16 protein-coding genes are annotated in these 15,984 nt (G+C 42.8%); 10 read left to right on the forward strand and 6 right to left on the reverse strand.

The window, feature by feature from the left end; all coding sequences use genetic code 11:
• Positions 1-371: 371 nt before the first annotated feature.
• The 6 genes from H8706_RS09245 to H8706_RS09270 all read right to left on the reverse strand — a co-directional run bounded on the left by H8706_RS09245 (position 372) and on the right by H8706_RS09270 (position 5,780).
• Positions 372-626: an HPr family phosphocarrier protein gene (locus H8706_RS09245; protein ID WP_262432405.1), complete on the reverse strand. Its 255-nt coding sequence runs from the start codon at positions 624-626 to the stop codon at positions 372-374.
• A gap of 143 nt (positions 627-769) precedes the next feature.
• Positions 770-2,503, reverse strand: coding sequence for an NADH-dependent [FeFe] hydrogenase, group A6 (locus H8706_RS09250; RefSeq protein ID WP_262432406.1), 1,734 nt, complete (start codon positions 2,501-2,503; stop codon positions 770-772).
• 19 nt (positions 2,504-2,522) lie between these two features.
• Positions 2,523-4,313 carry an NADH-quinone oxidoreductase subunit NuoF gene (nuoF, locus tag H8706_RS09255; protein ID WP_449421273.1) on the reverse strand — a complete coding sequence of 597 codons (1,791 nt, stop codon included), beginning with the start codon at positions 4,311-4,313 and terminating at the stop codon, positions 2,523-2,525.
• Positions 4,314-4,327: 14 nt separating this feature from the next.
• Positions 4,328-4,699 (reverse strand): (2Fe-2S) ferredoxin domain-containing protein, encoded by a 372-nt coding sequence (locus H8706_RS09260; RefSeq protein WP_262432407.1) that lies wholly within the window; start codon positions 4,697-4,699, stop codon positions 4,328-4,330.
• Positions 4,700-4,725: 26 nt separating this feature from the next.
• Entirely contained in the window at positions 4,726-5,268 is a 543-nt protein-coding gene (locus H8706_RS09265) for a sensor histidine kinase (protein WP_262432408.1), read from the reverse strand.
• Between the two features lie 17 nt (positions 5,269-5,285).
• Positions 5,286-5,780 (reverse strand): NADH-quinone oxidoreductase subunit NuoE family protein, encoded by a 495-nt coding sequence (locus H8706_RS09270; protein WP_262432409.1) that lies wholly within the window; start codon positions 5,778-5,780, stop codon positions 5,286-5,288.
• A 309-nt stretch (positions 5,781-6,089) separates the two neighbouring features.
• Here H8706_RS09270 and H8706_RS09275 point away from each other — a divergent pair, with 309 nt between their 5' ends.
• The 10 genes from H8706_RS09275 to H8706_RS09320 all read left to right on the forward strand — a co-directional run bounded on the left by H8706_RS09275 (position 6,090) and on the right by H8706_RS09320 (position 15,870).
• A complete protein-coding gene (locus tag H8706_RS09275) occupies positions 6,090-7,628 on the forward strand; it encodes a YifB family Mg chelatase-like AAA ATPase (RefSeq protein WP_262432410.1) in 1,539 nt (512 codons plus the stop codon).
• A 12-nt stretch (positions 7,629-7,640) separates the two neighbouring features.
• On the forward strand, positions 7,641-9,035 hold the full coding sequence (gene asnS, locus H8706_RS09280; protein WP_262432411.1) for an asparagine--tRNA ligase: 1,395 nt from the start codon (positions 7,641-7,643) through the stop codon (positions 9,033-9,035).
• 17 nt (positions 9,036-9,052) lie between these two features.
• Positions 9,053-9,898, forward strand: a complete 846-nt coding sequence (locus tag H8706_RS09285; RefSeq protein WP_262432412.1) for a tetratricopeptide repeat protein — start codon at positions 9,053-9,055, stop codon at positions 9,896-9,898.
• Between the two features lie 12 nt (positions 9,899-9,910).
• A complete protein-coding gene (gene larC, locus H8706_RS09290) occupies positions 9,911-10,546 on the forward strand; it encodes a nickel insertion protein (protein WP_262432413.1) in 636 nt (211 codons plus the stop codon).
• 26 nt (positions 10,547-10,572) lie between these two features.
• The gene (locus H8706_RS09295; RefSeq protein ID WP_262432414.1) at positions 10,573-11,517 is read left to right on the forward strand and encodes an RluA family pseudouridine synthase; all 945 of its coding nucleotides are present in this window, start codon (positions 10,573-10,575) and stop codon (positions 11,515-11,517) included.
• Positions 11,518-11,521: 4 nt separating this feature from the next.
• Complete coding sequence (recR, locus tag H8706_RS09300) at positions 11,522-12,118, forward strand: recombination mediator RecR (protein WP_262432415.1); 597 nt, start codon at positions 11,522-11,524, stop codon at positions 12,116-12,118.
• 102 nt (positions 12,119-12,220) lie between these two features.
• Complete coding sequence (greA, locus tag H8706_RS09305) at positions 12,221-12,703, forward strand: transcription elongation factor GreA (RefSeq protein WP_262432416.1); 483 nt, start codon at positions 12,221-12,223, stop codon at positions 12,701-12,703.
• Positions 12,704-12,726: 23 nt separating this feature from the next.
• Positions 12,727-14,283 (forward strand): lysine--tRNA ligase, encoded by a 1,557-nt coding sequence (gene lysS / locus H8706_RS09310; protein WP_394354555.1) that lies wholly within the window; start codon positions 12,727-12,729, stop codon positions 14,281-14,283.
• Between the two features lie 207 nt (positions 14,284-14,490).
• Positions 14,491-15,096: a helix-turn-helix domain-containing protein gene (locus H8706_RS09315; protein WP_003525258.1), complete on the forward strand. Its 606-nt coding sequence runs from the start codon at positions 14,491-14,493 to the stop codon at positions 15,094-15,096.
• A gap of 108 nt (positions 15,097-15,204) precedes the next feature.
• On the forward strand, positions 15,205-15,870 hold the full coding sequence (locus H8706_RS09320) for a phosphatase PAP2 family protein (RefSeq protein WP_262432417.1): 666 nt from the start codon (positions 15,205-15,207) through the stop codon (positions 15,868-15,870).
• Positions 15,871-15,984 lie beyond the last annotated feature (114 nt).

Raw genomic sequence — 15,984 nt, forward strand, 5'->3', positions numbered from 1 at the left:
TGTGCTTTTATGCTATATATGAGCTGAAGGATGAAATCCCGAAATATGGATTTCATCCTTCGAAAAACACTTAAATTATATTATCATTTTGGAGTTTACACAAAATCGGGGAAATACCCGTGATACTTGCAATTCCATTTTGTATGTGCTAAACTGTTTATATCTATTTTCTTTTTTCATAGATAAAATCCTCCTATGTGTTTTTATTATTGACTGACAGGTCAATCTTATTATAACACATAGAAGGATTTTTGTTCATCGGTTAACCTTTTTTGAACCACGCGACTATCGCGTGGTTTTCTTTATACAACAAACGCGAAGATAAAACAATCGTTTATCTCCGCGTTTGCACCTCACATAATAAAATCTTTTTACTCCTCGTCAAGAGTTTTTATCAGCGCGTCAAGCGCCTCGTTTTCGTCCTTGCCGTTTACAACAAGCTCGATTGTATCTCCCTTTACCGCACCCATACAAAGCACCATCAGTATGCTTTTTGCCTCAAATTCTTCACCGTCTTTTATAACTGTTATATCACTTTCAAACTGTCCTGCCGTTTTGCAAAAATCAGTTGCCGGGCGAGCGTGAAGTCCCTCTTCGTTTTTTATTGTATAGCTTGCTTTAACCAATTTGTTCACTCCCAAAATTTTTTCTTATTTTTATTATTAGGAGTTTTTTTGTTTTAATAACAAATTTAAAAAATCAATTTTTTCCAAAAAAATAACGTGCCTTTTGAAAAAGACACGTTATTTTTAAAATTTTATTAAATTACTTACGCTCTGATGTCGCTTCTGTCCACATAATGTGTGTGCAAAAGCTCGTGCGATTTATGACCGCAAGGCTCGCCGAAGAATTCCTCGTAAAGCTTTATGATTACGGGGTTCTCGTGAGATTTTCTCATTTTAGCGTTTCTGTCCTCCGAGTAGAGCGCCTCGGCTCTTTTAGCCTTAACATCAACGTCGGCCTTAACGCGTGCGTCAACGATAGGCTGACCGCCGCCATGGATACATCCGCCCGGGCAAGCCATAATCTCAATGAAGTCGTATTTTTCGCCGTTTTTGATTTTTTCAAGAATAGTTTTAGCGTTTTTCGTTCCGTGAACGATTGCAACTTTAACGTCCTTGCCTGCGATTTTAAGAGTAGCCTCTTTTACGCCGTCAAGACCGCGGACTGCTTTAACGTCGAGATCGTCAAGCGGTTTTTTCTCGAGAATTTCATAAACTGTACGGATTGCCGCCTCCATAACACCGCCGGTTGTACCGAAGATAACGCCTGCGCCCGTTGCCTCGCCGAACGGAGTGTCAAACTGCTCGTCGGGAAGGTTAACAAAGTCGATACCTGCCTGTTTAATCATTCTTGCAAGCTCTCTTGTTGTGAGCGAAACGTCTATATCGCGTCCGCCGCTTGTTGTATGCTCACTTCTGCTTGCCTCAAATTTCTTTGAAGTACACGGCATAACAGCAACCGAGAAGATTTTATCTTTGTTTATGCCCTCTTTTTCCGCATAATACGATTTTATAACCGCGCCGAACATTTCCATAGGCGATTTACAGGTGGAAAGGTTGGGCAAAAATTCGGGATAGTTGTGTTCGCAGTATTTAACCCAGCCCGGTGAGCAAGATGTGATTATCGGAAGATTTTCGCCTTTTGTAAATCTTTCGATAAACTCTGTGCCCTCCTCCATAATTGTGAGGTCCGCACCGGTATCGGTGTCAAACACTTTGTCAAAGCCGAGGCGTTTGAGCGCTGCAACCATTTTTCCCGTTACGGGTGTGCCGATAGGCAAGCCGAATTCTTCACCGAGCGCCGCTCTTACCGCCGGAGCAACCTGAACAACAACGTGTTTTTCGCTGTCGTCGATAGCTTCGTTAACCTGAGGAATATCGTTTTTCTCATAGAGTGCGCCAACGGGACATGCTACGATACACTGTCCGCAGTAGATACAAGCCGCGTCGTTAATCGGTTTTTCAAAATACGGAGCAATATGTGTGTTAAATCCGCGCTCTACGCAGTCGATAACCGAAATGCCCTGATTTTTACAAGCCGCAACACAGCGTCTGCAAAGGATACATTTGTTGTTATCTCTTACAAGTGATGGCGATGAAGTATCAAGTTCATACTCAATGTTTTTGCCCTCGTATCTTATATCTTCAATGCCAAGCTCCTCACAGAGTTTCTGAAGTTCGCAGTTTCTGTTTCTTATACAGGTAAGACATTTTCTTTCGTGGTTTGACAAGATAAGCTCCAAAGTAGCTTTTCTTGCATTTCTCACCTTTGCGGAATTTGTATAAATTTCAAGTCCCTCGCTTACAGGATATACACACGCCGCCTGAAGCGCTCTTGCGCCTTTTATTTCAACAAGACACATTCTGCACGCACCGATTTGGTTTAAATCCTTTAAGTAGCAAAGAGTAGGAATGTGAATGTTGTTTTCTCTTGCAGCCTCCAGAATTGTTTTGCCTTCCTGAACTTCAACAGGCTTGCCGTTGATTTTAATATTTACCATTTATAACACTCTCCCTTCCTTATTTCACTACCGCGCCGAATTTGCAGGTATCAGCACAAACGCCGCATTTAATACATTTAGTTGTGTCGATAACAAACGGACTCTTGATTTCGCCCGAAATTGCGCCGACGGGACATTTTCTCGAGCAAAGACTGCAGCCCTTACACTTTTCGGGGTCAATCGAATATGTAACTAGGTCTTTACATACGCCCGCGGGACATTTTTTGTCGACAACGTGAGCAATATATTCGTCCTCAAAATATCTTAACGTGCTGAGTATCGGGTTGGGCGCCGTCTGACCAAGACCGCAGAGAGCCGACTCTTTTACGTTGTAGCAAAGCTCTTTGAGGTTTTTAATATCGTCGAGAGTACCGTTGCCTTTTGTGATTTTGTCGAGAATTTCGTACATTCTCTTTGTACCGATACGGCAGGGTGCGCATTTACCGCACGACTCGTCAACCGTGAACGCGAGGAAGAATTTTGCAATATCAACCATACAGGTGTCCTCGTCCATAACGATAAGTCCGCCCGAACCCATCATAGAGCCGATGCTGATGAGAGAATCGTAGTCAATCGGAATATCGAGATACTGCGCCGGGATACAACCGCCCGAAGGACCTCCCGTCTGTGCCGCTTTGAATTTTTTGCCGTTGGGGATACCTCCGCCGATTTCGTAAACGATTTCGCGAAGTGTTGTACCCATCGGAATTTCAACAAGACCTGTATTGTGAATTTTTCCGCCGACAGCGAAAACTTTTGTACCTTTGCTTTTTTCGGTGCCGATTTTTGCAAATTCCTCCGCGCCCTCATTGATGATAACGGGAATGTTTGCATATGTTTCAACGTTGTTCAAAACGGTCGGTTTGCCGAAAAGACCTTTAACCGCGGGGAAAGGCGGACGCGGACGCGGTTCGCCTCTGTGACCTTCGATAGAAGTCATAAGCGCTGTTTCCTCACCGCATACAAACGCACCTGCGCCGAGACGGATATGCAAATCAAAGTCAAAGCCCGAATCAAAGATGTTTTTGCCGAGCATACCGTATTCTTTCGCCTGCTCGATAGCAATCTGAAGTCGTGCAACGGCGATAGGATACTCCGCTCTGATGTAAATATAACCCTCGGTAGCGCCGATTGCATAGCCTGCGATAGCCATAGCCTCGATTACCGAGTGGGGGTCGCCCTCAAGGATAGATCTGTCCATAAACGCACCGGGGTCGCCCTCGTCCGCGTTACAGGCAACATATTTCTGATCGTCAACCGATTTAGCGGCAAAGCTCCATTTCAAGCCGGTGGGGAATCCGCCGCCGCCTCTGCCTCTCAAGCCGGATTTCAAAATTTCATCTATAACCTCCTGCGGTTTCATAGAGGTTAAAACTTTACCGAGCGCACTGTAACCGTTTACGCCGATATATTCCTCGATATTTTCAGGGTTGATAACACCGCAGTTGCGAAGCGCAACCCTTTTTTGTTTTTTATAAAAGTCAACGTCGTTGAGCGATTTGATATTGTCCTCGTGAACTGTTTCCTGATAAAGAAGTCTTTTAACAATTCTTCCTTTCAAGAGATGCTCCGAAACGATTTCTTCAATATCTTCGGGTTTAACCATACTGTAGAAACAGCCTTCGGGATAAACAATCATAACGGGACCGAGCGCACAAAGACCGAAACAGCCGGTTTTGATAACGTTGATTTCGTCGGTAAGATTGTATTTTTCAAGATTTTTATTAAGTGCGTCAATAATTTTTTCACTTCCCGATGATGTACAGCCTGTACCGCCGCACACAAGGACGTGAGCTCTTGCCAATTTCATTAGTTTACTCCTCCTTATTTTTCATATGCGCCAACGGTAAATTCGTTTATAACCTTGCCGTTAACAACAGTTTCGTTAATAATTCTTACTGCTTTTTCGCTGTCAACTTTAGCGTATGTAATTTTTTCGCCGTTGTCCATATAAACCTCAACGATAGGCTCAAGTTTGCAAAGACCGATACAGCCTGTCTGTGTAACGTAAGCGTTTTTAATCTGTCTTTTTTCTATTTCTTCCATAAGGGTTTTCATAACCGGACGTGCGCCTGCGGCGATACCGCAGGTAGCCATACCTACAACTATTCTTATTTTGTCGTCGCCTTCGTTTCTTAAGGTAACGTCGCCTTTCATTTTGTTTCTGATTGCAGCAAGCTCTTCAAGTGTTTTCATATTCAACTTCCTTTCTGCCTAAAAATTTATTTTTTGATTTCGCAAAGTCCGTCCGCAATGTATTCTTCAATCCAGTGCAAAACGTCCTGCTCGCCTATAAAAACTCCGTTTAAAACTTCTTTTATTTTTTTTGTGGAAAATTCAAAGCTTTTGCCGTTATACGTATGCGTGTAAACAAAATCAATATCGGGATTGCACGATACGAGCGTCACCATTGTAAACGCCGTATCCCCGAGAGGCATACGGTCGATGCTGTCGTACACAAAGGTTGCGGTAACCTTTGTTCCCTCGCCGAGCTTCGACTGTATTTCAAGACCGCCGCCGGTAAGCTCCGCCGCCGATTTAAAAAGCGACAGACCAAGCCCCACTTTTCTTGTTTTCCTCATTGTAACAAACGGGTCGGTCACGTTTTTTACAAACTCCTCGCTCATACCCTTTCCGTTATCGGTAATTTCAACCGCAAGAAGATTTTTTTTCGTGTCCTCAACAACCGAAATTCCTATTTCGGTTGCCTCCGCCTTGATTGAATTTTGAACAATATCGAGAATATGCAAAGAAATTTCAACCATTATAATCAGGCTCCCGATCAGTCAACGTATTTAGCCAAAATGCCCTCAACATCGTCGGGAACAAGTCTGCCGTAAACATCGTCGTTAACAGTCATAACGGGTGCAAGACCGCACGCACCGATACAGCGTGTAGCATCAAGCGAATATTTTCCGTCCTCACTGCATTCGCCTACACCGATGCCGAGTTTTTCCATAATTTTTTCTAAAATGTCGCCCGAACCTTTTACATAGCACGCCGTACCAAGACAGACTGCGATTTTGTATCTGCCCTTCGGGTTTGTGGTGAACTGTGTGTAGAAAGTTACAACACCGTAGATTTCAGCCATAGAAATGCCAAGGCCGTCCGAGATAATCTGCTGAACTTCAACGGGCAGATATCCGTAAATTTCCTGAGCTTCGTGAAGTGTGGGAATAAGCGCACCCTCTGTACCCTTATACTTTTCGATAACTTTCAAAAGCTCGCTCTCCTGCTCTTTTGTGCCTTTAAAAGCGGGAGTCTTTTTTTCACTCATTTGATTTTACCTCCTTGAAATATGTACTCTGATATATGCAATTCTTACATTGTTAAATATTTAACAATGTAAAAGTAATAAAGCATTACGCTTTAGTATAACATAATTTGACATTTCTTGCAAGCATTATTTCATTGTTTTTATTCACAAAAAAGCTGTATAAATAATGGTACAATCCCACAAACAAAGCGCTTTTGCACATTATTTTGCCGAAAATAAAAAAATTTTCAAAAAACTATGGAAATTTTTTTTAATGTGTGTTATTATATTATGATATATAATGTTTATTTGCAAAAACGGGGTGAACAAATGATTTCTAAAGTCAACAGCTGTGCCATTTCGGGCATTGACGGCTATATTGTCACCGTCGAGGTCGATATGTCAAACGGCATACCGTCTATGGATATCGTGGGACTTCCCGACACGGCGGTAAAGGAGTCGAAGGAAAGAGTAAAAGCGGCGGTTAAAAACTGCGAATTCTCTTATCCGCAGAAAAAAATCATAGTTAACCTTGCACCTGCCCATACAAAAAAAGAGGGCGCTTATTTCGACCTCCCCATTACGGCGGCAATTCTGATTTCGTCGGGTCAGCTTACAGCGGACGATATTGACGATTATGCACTTATCGGCGAGCTTTCACTGGACGGAAGCCTGCGCAGTGTAAACGGCGTTTTGCCTATGGCGCTGGCGGCGAAAGAACACGGCGTAAACAACATCATCGTTCCGTCGGACAACGCTTTTGAGGCGGCTGTTGTGGACGGATTAAACGTTTACGGCGCAAAAAACCTCACCGAGGTTGCAAGGCATTTGTCGGGCGGGGAAAAACTTGAAAAAGTGACGGTTAATCTTGACGAATTCTTTAACGAACAGATAGATTATATCGACGATTTTGCGGACGTTAAAGGTCAGGCGGCGGCAAAACGCGCACTTGAAGTTGCGGCGGCAGGCGGTCATAACTTAATTATGATAGGCGCGCCGGGTTCGGGAAAAACAATGCTTGCAAAAAGGCTTGTTTCCATTCTTCCGAGCATCACCTTTTCCGAGGCGCTGGAGGTTACAAAAATTTATTCCATTGCCGGAAAACTTCCGCCCAACACACCGATTATGAAATCGCGTCCGTTCCGCAGTCCGCATCATACAATATCACCGCAGGCAATCACCGGCGGAGGGGCTGTTCCCAAACCGGGCGAAATAAGCCTTGCGCACAGGGGAGTTTTGTTCCTTGACGAATTTCCGGAATTTCGCAAAGAAACGATTGATTCTCTGCGCCAGCCCTTGGAGGACGGATATTTCACCGTCGGACGCGTTGCAGGCAGTTTCACGTTTCCCAGCGAAACAATGCTTATCGCAAGTATGAACCCGTGCAAATGCGGTTACTACGGCGATACTTCACGAAAATGCACCTGCCTTCCGGGGCAGATACAAAAATATTTAAGCAAAATTTCAGGTCCTATGCTCGACCGTTTTGACATTCACGTTGAAGTTCCGACTGTCAAATATTCCGAGCTTGAAAGCAGCGAAAAAGCAGAAAGCAGTGCGGTTATACGCGAGCGCGTAAACAGAGCGCGCAGCATTCAGCTTGAACGCTACAAAAACGAAAAGATTTTTTCAAACGCATCTCTTTCGGCGGCATCTCTCGATGTTTACTGTCCGCTGGACGAAAACTGCAAAACGCTTTTGCGGAACGTTTTTGAAAAACTCGGCTTATCGGCAAGGGCACATTCGCGTATAATAAAGGTTGCGCGCACCATCGCCGACCTTGACGCAAGCGAAAACATAAAACCCAATCACATCGCCGAGGCGATACGTTACAGAAGTCTGGACAAAAAATTTTGGTTTAACAATTAACGGAGGAAGAATATGAAAGGTATTGAAATCAAGAAAATTTTTAGAGAAACAGAAAAATACGCAGACAAGGAAATCTGCGTTGCAGGCTGGATAAGGAGCGTGCGCGCGTCCAACGTTTTCGGCTTTATTGAGCTTAACGACGGCACGTTTTTCAAAAACATACAGGTGGTTTTTGAGAAAGAAAATCTCGCTAATTTTGACGAAATCGCACATCTTAACATCGGAAGCAGTATATACGTTACAGGTAAACTCGTGCTTACTCCCGAGGCAAAACAGCCGTTTGAAATAAAAGCTGAAAAAGTTGTTGTCGAAGGACTTTCCACACCCGATTTTCCGCTTCAGAAAAAGCGCCATTCGCTTGAATATTTAAGAACAATCGCGCATTTAAGACCGAGAACAAACACTTTCTCGGCAGTGTTCAGAATACGCTCGCTTGCGGCATATGCAATCCACAAATTCTTCCAGGAAAGAGGATTTGTATATGTTCATACACCTATCATCACGTCGTCCGACGCAGAGGGCGCGGGCGAAATGTTCCGTCTTACAACACTCGATTTGGAGAATGTTCCGAAAGACGAAAACGGAAACGTTGACTATTCCAAAGACTTTTTCGGAAAGTCCACAAACCTCACCGTAAGCGGTCAGCTTGAATGTGAAACATACGCGCTCGCATTCCGCAACGTTTACACTTTCGGTCCGACGTTCAGAGCGGAAAACTCAAACACTCCCCGTCACGCGGCGGAATTTTGGATGATTGAGCCCGAAATCGCGTTTGCCGACCTTAAAGACGATATGGAACTTGCGGAGGATATGATTAAATATATCATCAATTTCTGCCTTGAAAATGCACCCGAAGAATTTGCGTTTTTCTCGAATTTCATAGACAAAGGCTTGCTTGACAGGCTTAACAACATTGTAACAAGCGACTTTGCGCACGTTACCTACACCGAGGCGGTTGACCTTCTTTTAAAGAGCGGTAAAAAGTTCGACTATCCCGTAAAATGGGGTATCGACCTTCAGACCGAGCATGAAAGATACATCACCGAGGAAGTGTTCAAAAAGCCCGTGTTCGTAACAGATTATCCGAAGGACATAAAAGCTTTCTATATGAAACAGAACGACGACGGAAAGACCGTTGCGGCTATGGATTTACTCGTTCCCGGCGTCGGCGAGATCATCGGCGGAAGCCAGAGGGAAGAAGATTATGACAAGCTTGTAAACCGTATGAAAGAGCTCGGTATGAACCCCGACGATTACAGCTGGTATCTTGATTTGCGCAAATACGGCGGTACAAAACACGCAGGCTTCGGCTTGGGATTTGAACGTATCATTATGTATATGACAGGTATTTCAAATATCCGCGACGTATCGTCTTTTCCGAGAACGGTTAAAAACGCAGACTTTTAATTTAGGAAGTGATTTAGATGCAGACACCGTCGTTAAAATCGTTTTTAAAACCGATTTTATACCTTGTTCTGTTTTTTGTGATACTCACCTGCGCGTCAAAGTTCGGTGCAGTTTACGCGGTTATTGCATTCTTGGCAATTCTCGCGGCGATATACATTGCAAAGCGCGCAAGCATTTTGTCGCTTATGGCAACGTTTAAATTCAAAAAAGACAAGCAAAAAGCATTTGACCTTTTTGAAAAAGCATACAAAACAGGCAAAATGAAACCGCAGACCGCGCTTTACTATTCGTATCTTCTTTTGCGCGACGGCAGACTTGAAGAAAGCGACAAAAAATTCGACGAAATTTTGTCGCAAAACAAAAAAGCACTCACCGAAACCGACATAAACAATGTGCATCTTAACAAAACGCTTGTAAAGTGGAAATCGGGCGACTTAAAGGGCGCACTTGCCGACGCTCAATCGCTTTACGACAACGGTTACAAAACCACGGCTCTGTACGGCGTTTTGGGATATTGGTACGACCTTGACGGGCAGTATGAAAAGGCACTTGAAGTAAACAAAGAGGCATACGACTACAACTCGGACGACCTTATAATTGCCGACAATCTGGCACAGAATTATTTTCTTCTCGGCGACATAGAAAAATCGCACGATATGTATGTGGATATTTTGAACAAAGACCCGCAGTTTATCGAGCCGTATTACAACTTTGCACTGGTTTTGGACGCGCTCGGCGAATATGACGACGCACTCTGCGAACTTAACAATGCGCTGGAAATGAAAGAGAAATTTCTGTCCACCGTTACACACGATATGGTGAGGGCAAAAATCGAGGAAATTAAAAATAAGAAGAGTAATTAAAGAAGGAATAAAATGAAAATTTTATATTTCGACTTATTTTCGGGCGTAAGCGCAGAAGCATTGTTTTCTGCGCTATGCGACATTTATGACGCAAAAAACATTGAATACGAAAAAGAAAAAACCGACGTTTTGGGCATTCCCTGCTCAAAATGCACGCTTAAAGACGGCAATATTTTTTCCGAAAGCGATAAAAATTTTGCAAATTCTTTGTCGGAGAAATTTTTTGACGGTAAAAGCGATAAAAACGATATTTTCTGCGCGGTGAAAAACATAATCGGACAGATAAATCCCGACTACATTATGTCGTCGCCGATTTACGACGGCTCGGGATTTAAAGACGGCGAACCCGTGCCGTCGGTTGAAATTGCAGAACTTTTCAAAAACTTAAAAATTCCGTTCCGCACACTTGACAAAAACGCTCATCTCGCAGCAAAAGACGGCGTTTGCCTTGTGTATCGGCTTGCAAACGAATTCGGACTTATGAGCGACACCGAAATCGACAAAATCGGCTACGGCACCGACGGAAAAAGGGTTGTGCGCGTTATAACGGGATTTGACAAACAAAAGGGACTGAGCGATATTTTCGAGATTTCGGAGGACTTTTTCACGTCTGAAAAGACCGTTTACTGCTCAAACACCGCAAAATAAAAAGTTTAACTTAAGAAAGGCTTTTAATGAGAAACGTAACCGTAAACAAAAACGACGCAAATCAGCGTCTGGACAAATTTTTGACCAAATTTTTCAAAAATATGCCCCAAAGCGCGATTTACAAATATATACGCAAAAAAAGAGTGAAAGTCAACGGCAAAAAGTGCGATATTGCCTACCGGCTGTGCGAGGGTGACGTTCTTTCGCTCTACATAAACGACGAATTTTTTGATGACGGCGAAAGCAATTCGTTTTTGAATATTACTCCGCGTCTTAACATATTATATGAGGACGAAAACATTCTTCTTGCCGACAAGGAATTCGGTATGGTGGTGCACGAGGACAAATCGGAGCAGAAAAACACGCTGATTAACCACATAAAAGCGTATCTTTACCAAAAAGGCGAATACAATCCCAAAGAGGAAAATTCGTTCTCCCCTGCCCTTTGCAACCGCATCGACCGCAACACCGGCGGTATTGTGATTGCCGCAAAAAATGCCGAGGCGCTCAAGGTTATAAACGAAAAAATCAAAAACCGCGAGATAAAAAAATTTTATCTTTGCCTTGTTTCGGGGCATTTAGACAAAAAAAGCGGACTTTTGACGGGGTATCTTTTCAAAGACTCCAGGAAAAACACCGTTTATGTTTACGACAGTGAAAAAAAAGGCGCAAAACCGATAAAAACCAAGTACACGGTTTTGGAGGAGCGCAAAAACACGTCACTTGTTGAGGTTGAACTTATAACCGGCAGAACACACCAGATAAGGGCGCATTTTGCACATATCGGGCACGCGCTCATCGGCGACGGAAAGTACGGTTCAAACGAAATAAACAAAAAATTCCGCCTCAATCATCAGGCGCTTTATTCTTATAAAATCAAATTTGAATTTTCGGACGAAAATATTTTGTCCTATTTAAACGGGCGCGAATTTTCGGTGAAAAACGTTCCGTTTTTAAAGGAGGATTTTTGAAAATATGCTTTATTCAAATTCGCTCTCAAGGCTTATTGATATGTTTAAAAAAATGCCGGGAATAGGTCATAAATCGGCAGTCCGTCTTGCGTTCAACATTGTTTCAATGTCAAACGGCGAGGCAGACGAAATTATCGAAACAATCAAAAATGCGAAAGAAAAAATAAAATACTGCTCGATTTGCCAGAATTTAACCGAAACCGACCCGTGTGACATCTGCTCCAATGAAAAGCGCGACCGAAGCACAATCTGCGTTATGGAAACGCCGAAAGACGTTATTGCGCTTGAAAAAACACGCGAATATTTCGGTCTTTACCACGTTCTGCACGGTGCAATTTCGCCTATGGACGACGTGACGCCCGATATGCTCAAAATCAAAGAGCTTATTCTGCGTTTAAAGGACGAGCGTATAAAAGAAGTAATTCTCGCCACAAACCCCAGCATTGAAGGCGAAGCAACGGCAATGTATCTTGCGCGCCTTATAAAACCGCTCGGAATTAAGGTTACGCGCATCGCGTCGGGAATACCCGTCGGCGGCGACCTTGAATATGCCGATGATGTGACCATCACAAAGGCGATTGAACTGCGCCACGAGATGTAACAGTTGACATTTTTAAAAAAATTTTGTATAATAGATGTTTGAGTTAACATTTTAGTTTTTAATACAACGAAAATTTATATATAGTTAAAGGAGAGGTTTTTTATGAGCAAAACTTCACAGACGGTTCTTACTCCCAACGGTTACAAAAAAATCGAAGAGGAGTTTGAGTATTTAAAAGTTGAAAAACGAAAAGAGATTGCAGAGCGCATAAAAATTGCGCGCGGATTCGGCGACTTATCCGAAAATGCGGAATACACCGCAGCAAAAGAGGAGCAGGCAAAAATGGAAACAAGAATTGCCGAGCTTAAAAAAATCCTTGAAAACGCGGTTGTTATCGACGAAACAAACATTCCCTCCGACACGGTGAGCATCGGTTCAAAGGTTACCGTTTACGACGAGGAATTTGAAGAAGAAGTTGTTTACAGCATTGTCGGCTCTATGGAGGCAAATCCGATAGAAAACAAAATTTCCGACAAATCACCCGTCGGCATTGCTCTTTTGGGCGCCAAAGCCGACGAAACCGTTGACGTTGAAACGCCCGACGGAATTGTGAAACTCAAAGTTTTGAAGATTGAAAAAGACTAATTTTTACGGAAGGATACATTGATATGAGCAATCAGAACAACCAGCCCGAAATGGAATTAAACGAAATTATACAGGTGCGCCACGACAAACTTAAAGAGCTTAAAGACGAAGGCAGAGATCCTTTTGTCATCACAAAATTCGACCGCACCCATTCGTCGAGCGATATTTCGGAGGGTTACACCACCGAGGAACGCACTGTAGAGGTGCGCGGCGAACAGAAACACGTAACCGCAAAGATTTCTCCGCTTAACGGCGAAAGAGTTTGCGTTGCAGGCAGAATTATGTCAAAAAGAGGTATGGGCAAGGTTGGATTTGTTCATATTTCGGACAAGGAAGGACAAATTCAGCTTTTTGTTAAAAAAGACATACTCGGCGAGGACGAATATGCGCATTTCAAAAAGCTTGATATAGGCGATATTATCGGCGCGGCGGGCGAAGTTTTCACCACACAAACGGGCGAAATTTCGGTGCGCGTTGACAAAATCACTCTTTTGTCAAAATCACTTCTCCCCCTCCCCGAAAAATTCCATGGAATGACAAACACCGATATGCGCTACCGTCAGCGTTATGTCGACCTTATTATGAACAGTGACGTTAAAGATACGTTTATAAAACGTTCAAAAATCATTTCGTCAATCCGCAGATACCTCGACGGTCAAGGCTTTTTGGAGGTTGAAACCCCTATGCTCGTGTCCAACGCGGGCGGTGCGGCGGCGCGTCCGTTTGAAACGCATTTTAACGCGCTTGACGAAGATTTCAAACTCCGTATCTCGCTTGAACTTTATTTGAAACGCCTTATCGTCGGCGGTCTTGAAAGAGTTTACGAAATCGGCAGAGTTTTCAGAAACGAGGGACTTGACACCCGTCACAACCCCGAATTTACGCTTATGGAACTTTATCAGGCATATACGGATTATCACGGTATGATGGATTTGACAGAGAATTTGTACCGCCACGTTGCAAATGAAGTTCTCGGCACAACAAAAATTGTGTATAACGGCATTGAAATGGACCTCGGCAAGCCGTTTGAAAGAATTACGATGGTTGACGCGGTTAAAAAGTACGCGGACGTTGATTTTAACGAAATCAAGACGCTTGACGACGCAAGAAAGGTTGCGGACGAGCATCATCTCGAATATGAAGAACATCATAAAAAAGGCGATATTTTGAACCTTTTCTTTGAAGAATATGTTGAAGAGCACCTTGTTCAGCCGACATTTGTTATGGACCACCCGGTTGAGATTTCACCTCTTACGAAGAAAAAACCGGAAAATCCCGAATACGTTGAAAGATTTGAGTTCTTTATGAATGGCTGGGAAATGGCGAATGCGTATTCAGAGCTCAACGACCCGATTGACCAGCGCGAAAGATTTAAGGCGCAGGAGGAACTTCTCGCGCAAGGCGACGAAGAGGCAAACACTACCGATGAGGACTTTATGCGCGCACTTGAAATCGGTATGGCACCCACGGGCGGTATCGGTTTCGGTATCGACAGAATGTGTATGCTCCTTACAGATTCCGCCGCAATCCGCGACGTTCTCCTGTTCCCGACAATGAAGTCCTTACCGAACGACAAGTAAGAAAACCCCAGTATTTATGCGGGTTTCGGGACTTTCCAAACCGAATAAATTTACCTCTTTACACCAAATTTACACCAATCGGTGCTAAAAACGGTGCAGAGACTAAAAAATCGCATAATTTACGGAATGAATGGGCAGTCCCATAGTGGGATTGCCCATTTCTAATAAAGGATACATTCGTATCTGAGTGCAAAAGGAATGTTTATTATGGAATTAAGTGAAAAATTACAAGAGTTGAGGAAAGAAAAAGGACTCACGCAGGAAGAACTTGCGGAAGCGTTATTTGTGTCTCGCACTGCAATTTCTAAGTGGGAATCCGGCAGAGGAGTTCCCAATATCGAGTCATTAAAAGCAATTTCAAAGTTTTTTTCAGTGTCAATAGATGAGTTATTGTCCGGTGAAGAAATACTTAAAATTGCTGACGAGGATAATAAGCAAAAGGAAAAACATACAAGAGACTTAGTGTTTGGTTTACTCGATTGCAGTTTGATTATGTTTCTGTTTCTGCCTTTCTTTGGACAAAAGGGTGATGAGATTATAAAAGAGGTATCTTTACTTTCGCTGACAGGTACCCCGCAGTATATCAAAATACCGTATTTAATTATTGTATTTGGAATTGTACTTACAGGTGTTTTGCTTCTCGCTCTACAAAATTATGAAGCAGTGTTTTGGTTGAAACACAAACATCAAATATCCATTGTGTTAAGCACAGTTGCTACAATAGAATTTATGATAACACTTCAACCTTATGCAGCCTTTTTCACTTTTGTTTTCTTGGCGATAAAGTCTCTGATGCTGATAAAATGGCGATGATACGAAGCGTGTCGTCAATGTGACGGTGAAATTCTTTTCATTTTTATTCATTCCGCCTATATTGTAAACAGGCGAAAGCCAAATAATTATGGCAAAGGATTGATAAAAATGAAAAAAGAAAAAAGTCAAAAAGTATTGCTTTCAGGAATAGCAATGGTAGTGTTATTTATTTTGTGGACAGTGGCAATAAGCCTTATTGATGTTCAGCCCATCGGGCCACAAAACTCTTCTGTTGGATTTGCAACCTTGAACGGCTTTATCCACAGCCTGACAGGTGTGCATATGGCAATATATACCGTTACGGACTGGTTAGGACTGATACCGCTTTGCTTTATTTTGGGATTTGCGTTGCTTGGACTTATACAGCTTATTAAAAGAAAAAGCTTATTCAAGGTCGATTACAGTATTTTGGTGTTGGGAGCATTCTATATTGTTGTAATGGCGGCATATTTGTTTTTTGAATTTTATGTTGTCAATTACCGCCCGGTATTGATTAACGGTTTTCTTGAAGCTTCGTATCCATCATCGACAACCTTGCTTGTTATGTGTGTTATGCCGACAGCTGTTATGCAGCTAAACAGTAGAATTAGAAATACAAAAATGAAAAGAGCATTTGCCTTTGCTTTAATTGCATTTACTGCTTTTATGGTAATTGGCAGGTTGATATCCGGTGTTCATTGGATTACTGATATTATTGGCGGGGCAATTTTAAGTGCGGGTTTAGTGATGATTTATTATAGTGTAACCACTCTTATTGCCCGACAGGAAAGATAAAATTCTAACTGAGGAATCACTTATTGACCTTGAGAGATATTTTCTCCCAAGGTCTTTCTTATTATTCGCAAACTACACCAATCCCGATTTTCTCAATATAATTGGGATAATCAC

The sequence above is a fragment of the Qingrenia yutianensis genome, assembly GCF_014385105.1.
Classification (GTDB): Bacteria; Bacillota; Clostridia; order UMGS1810; family UMGS1810; genus Qingrenia; species Qingrenia yutianensis.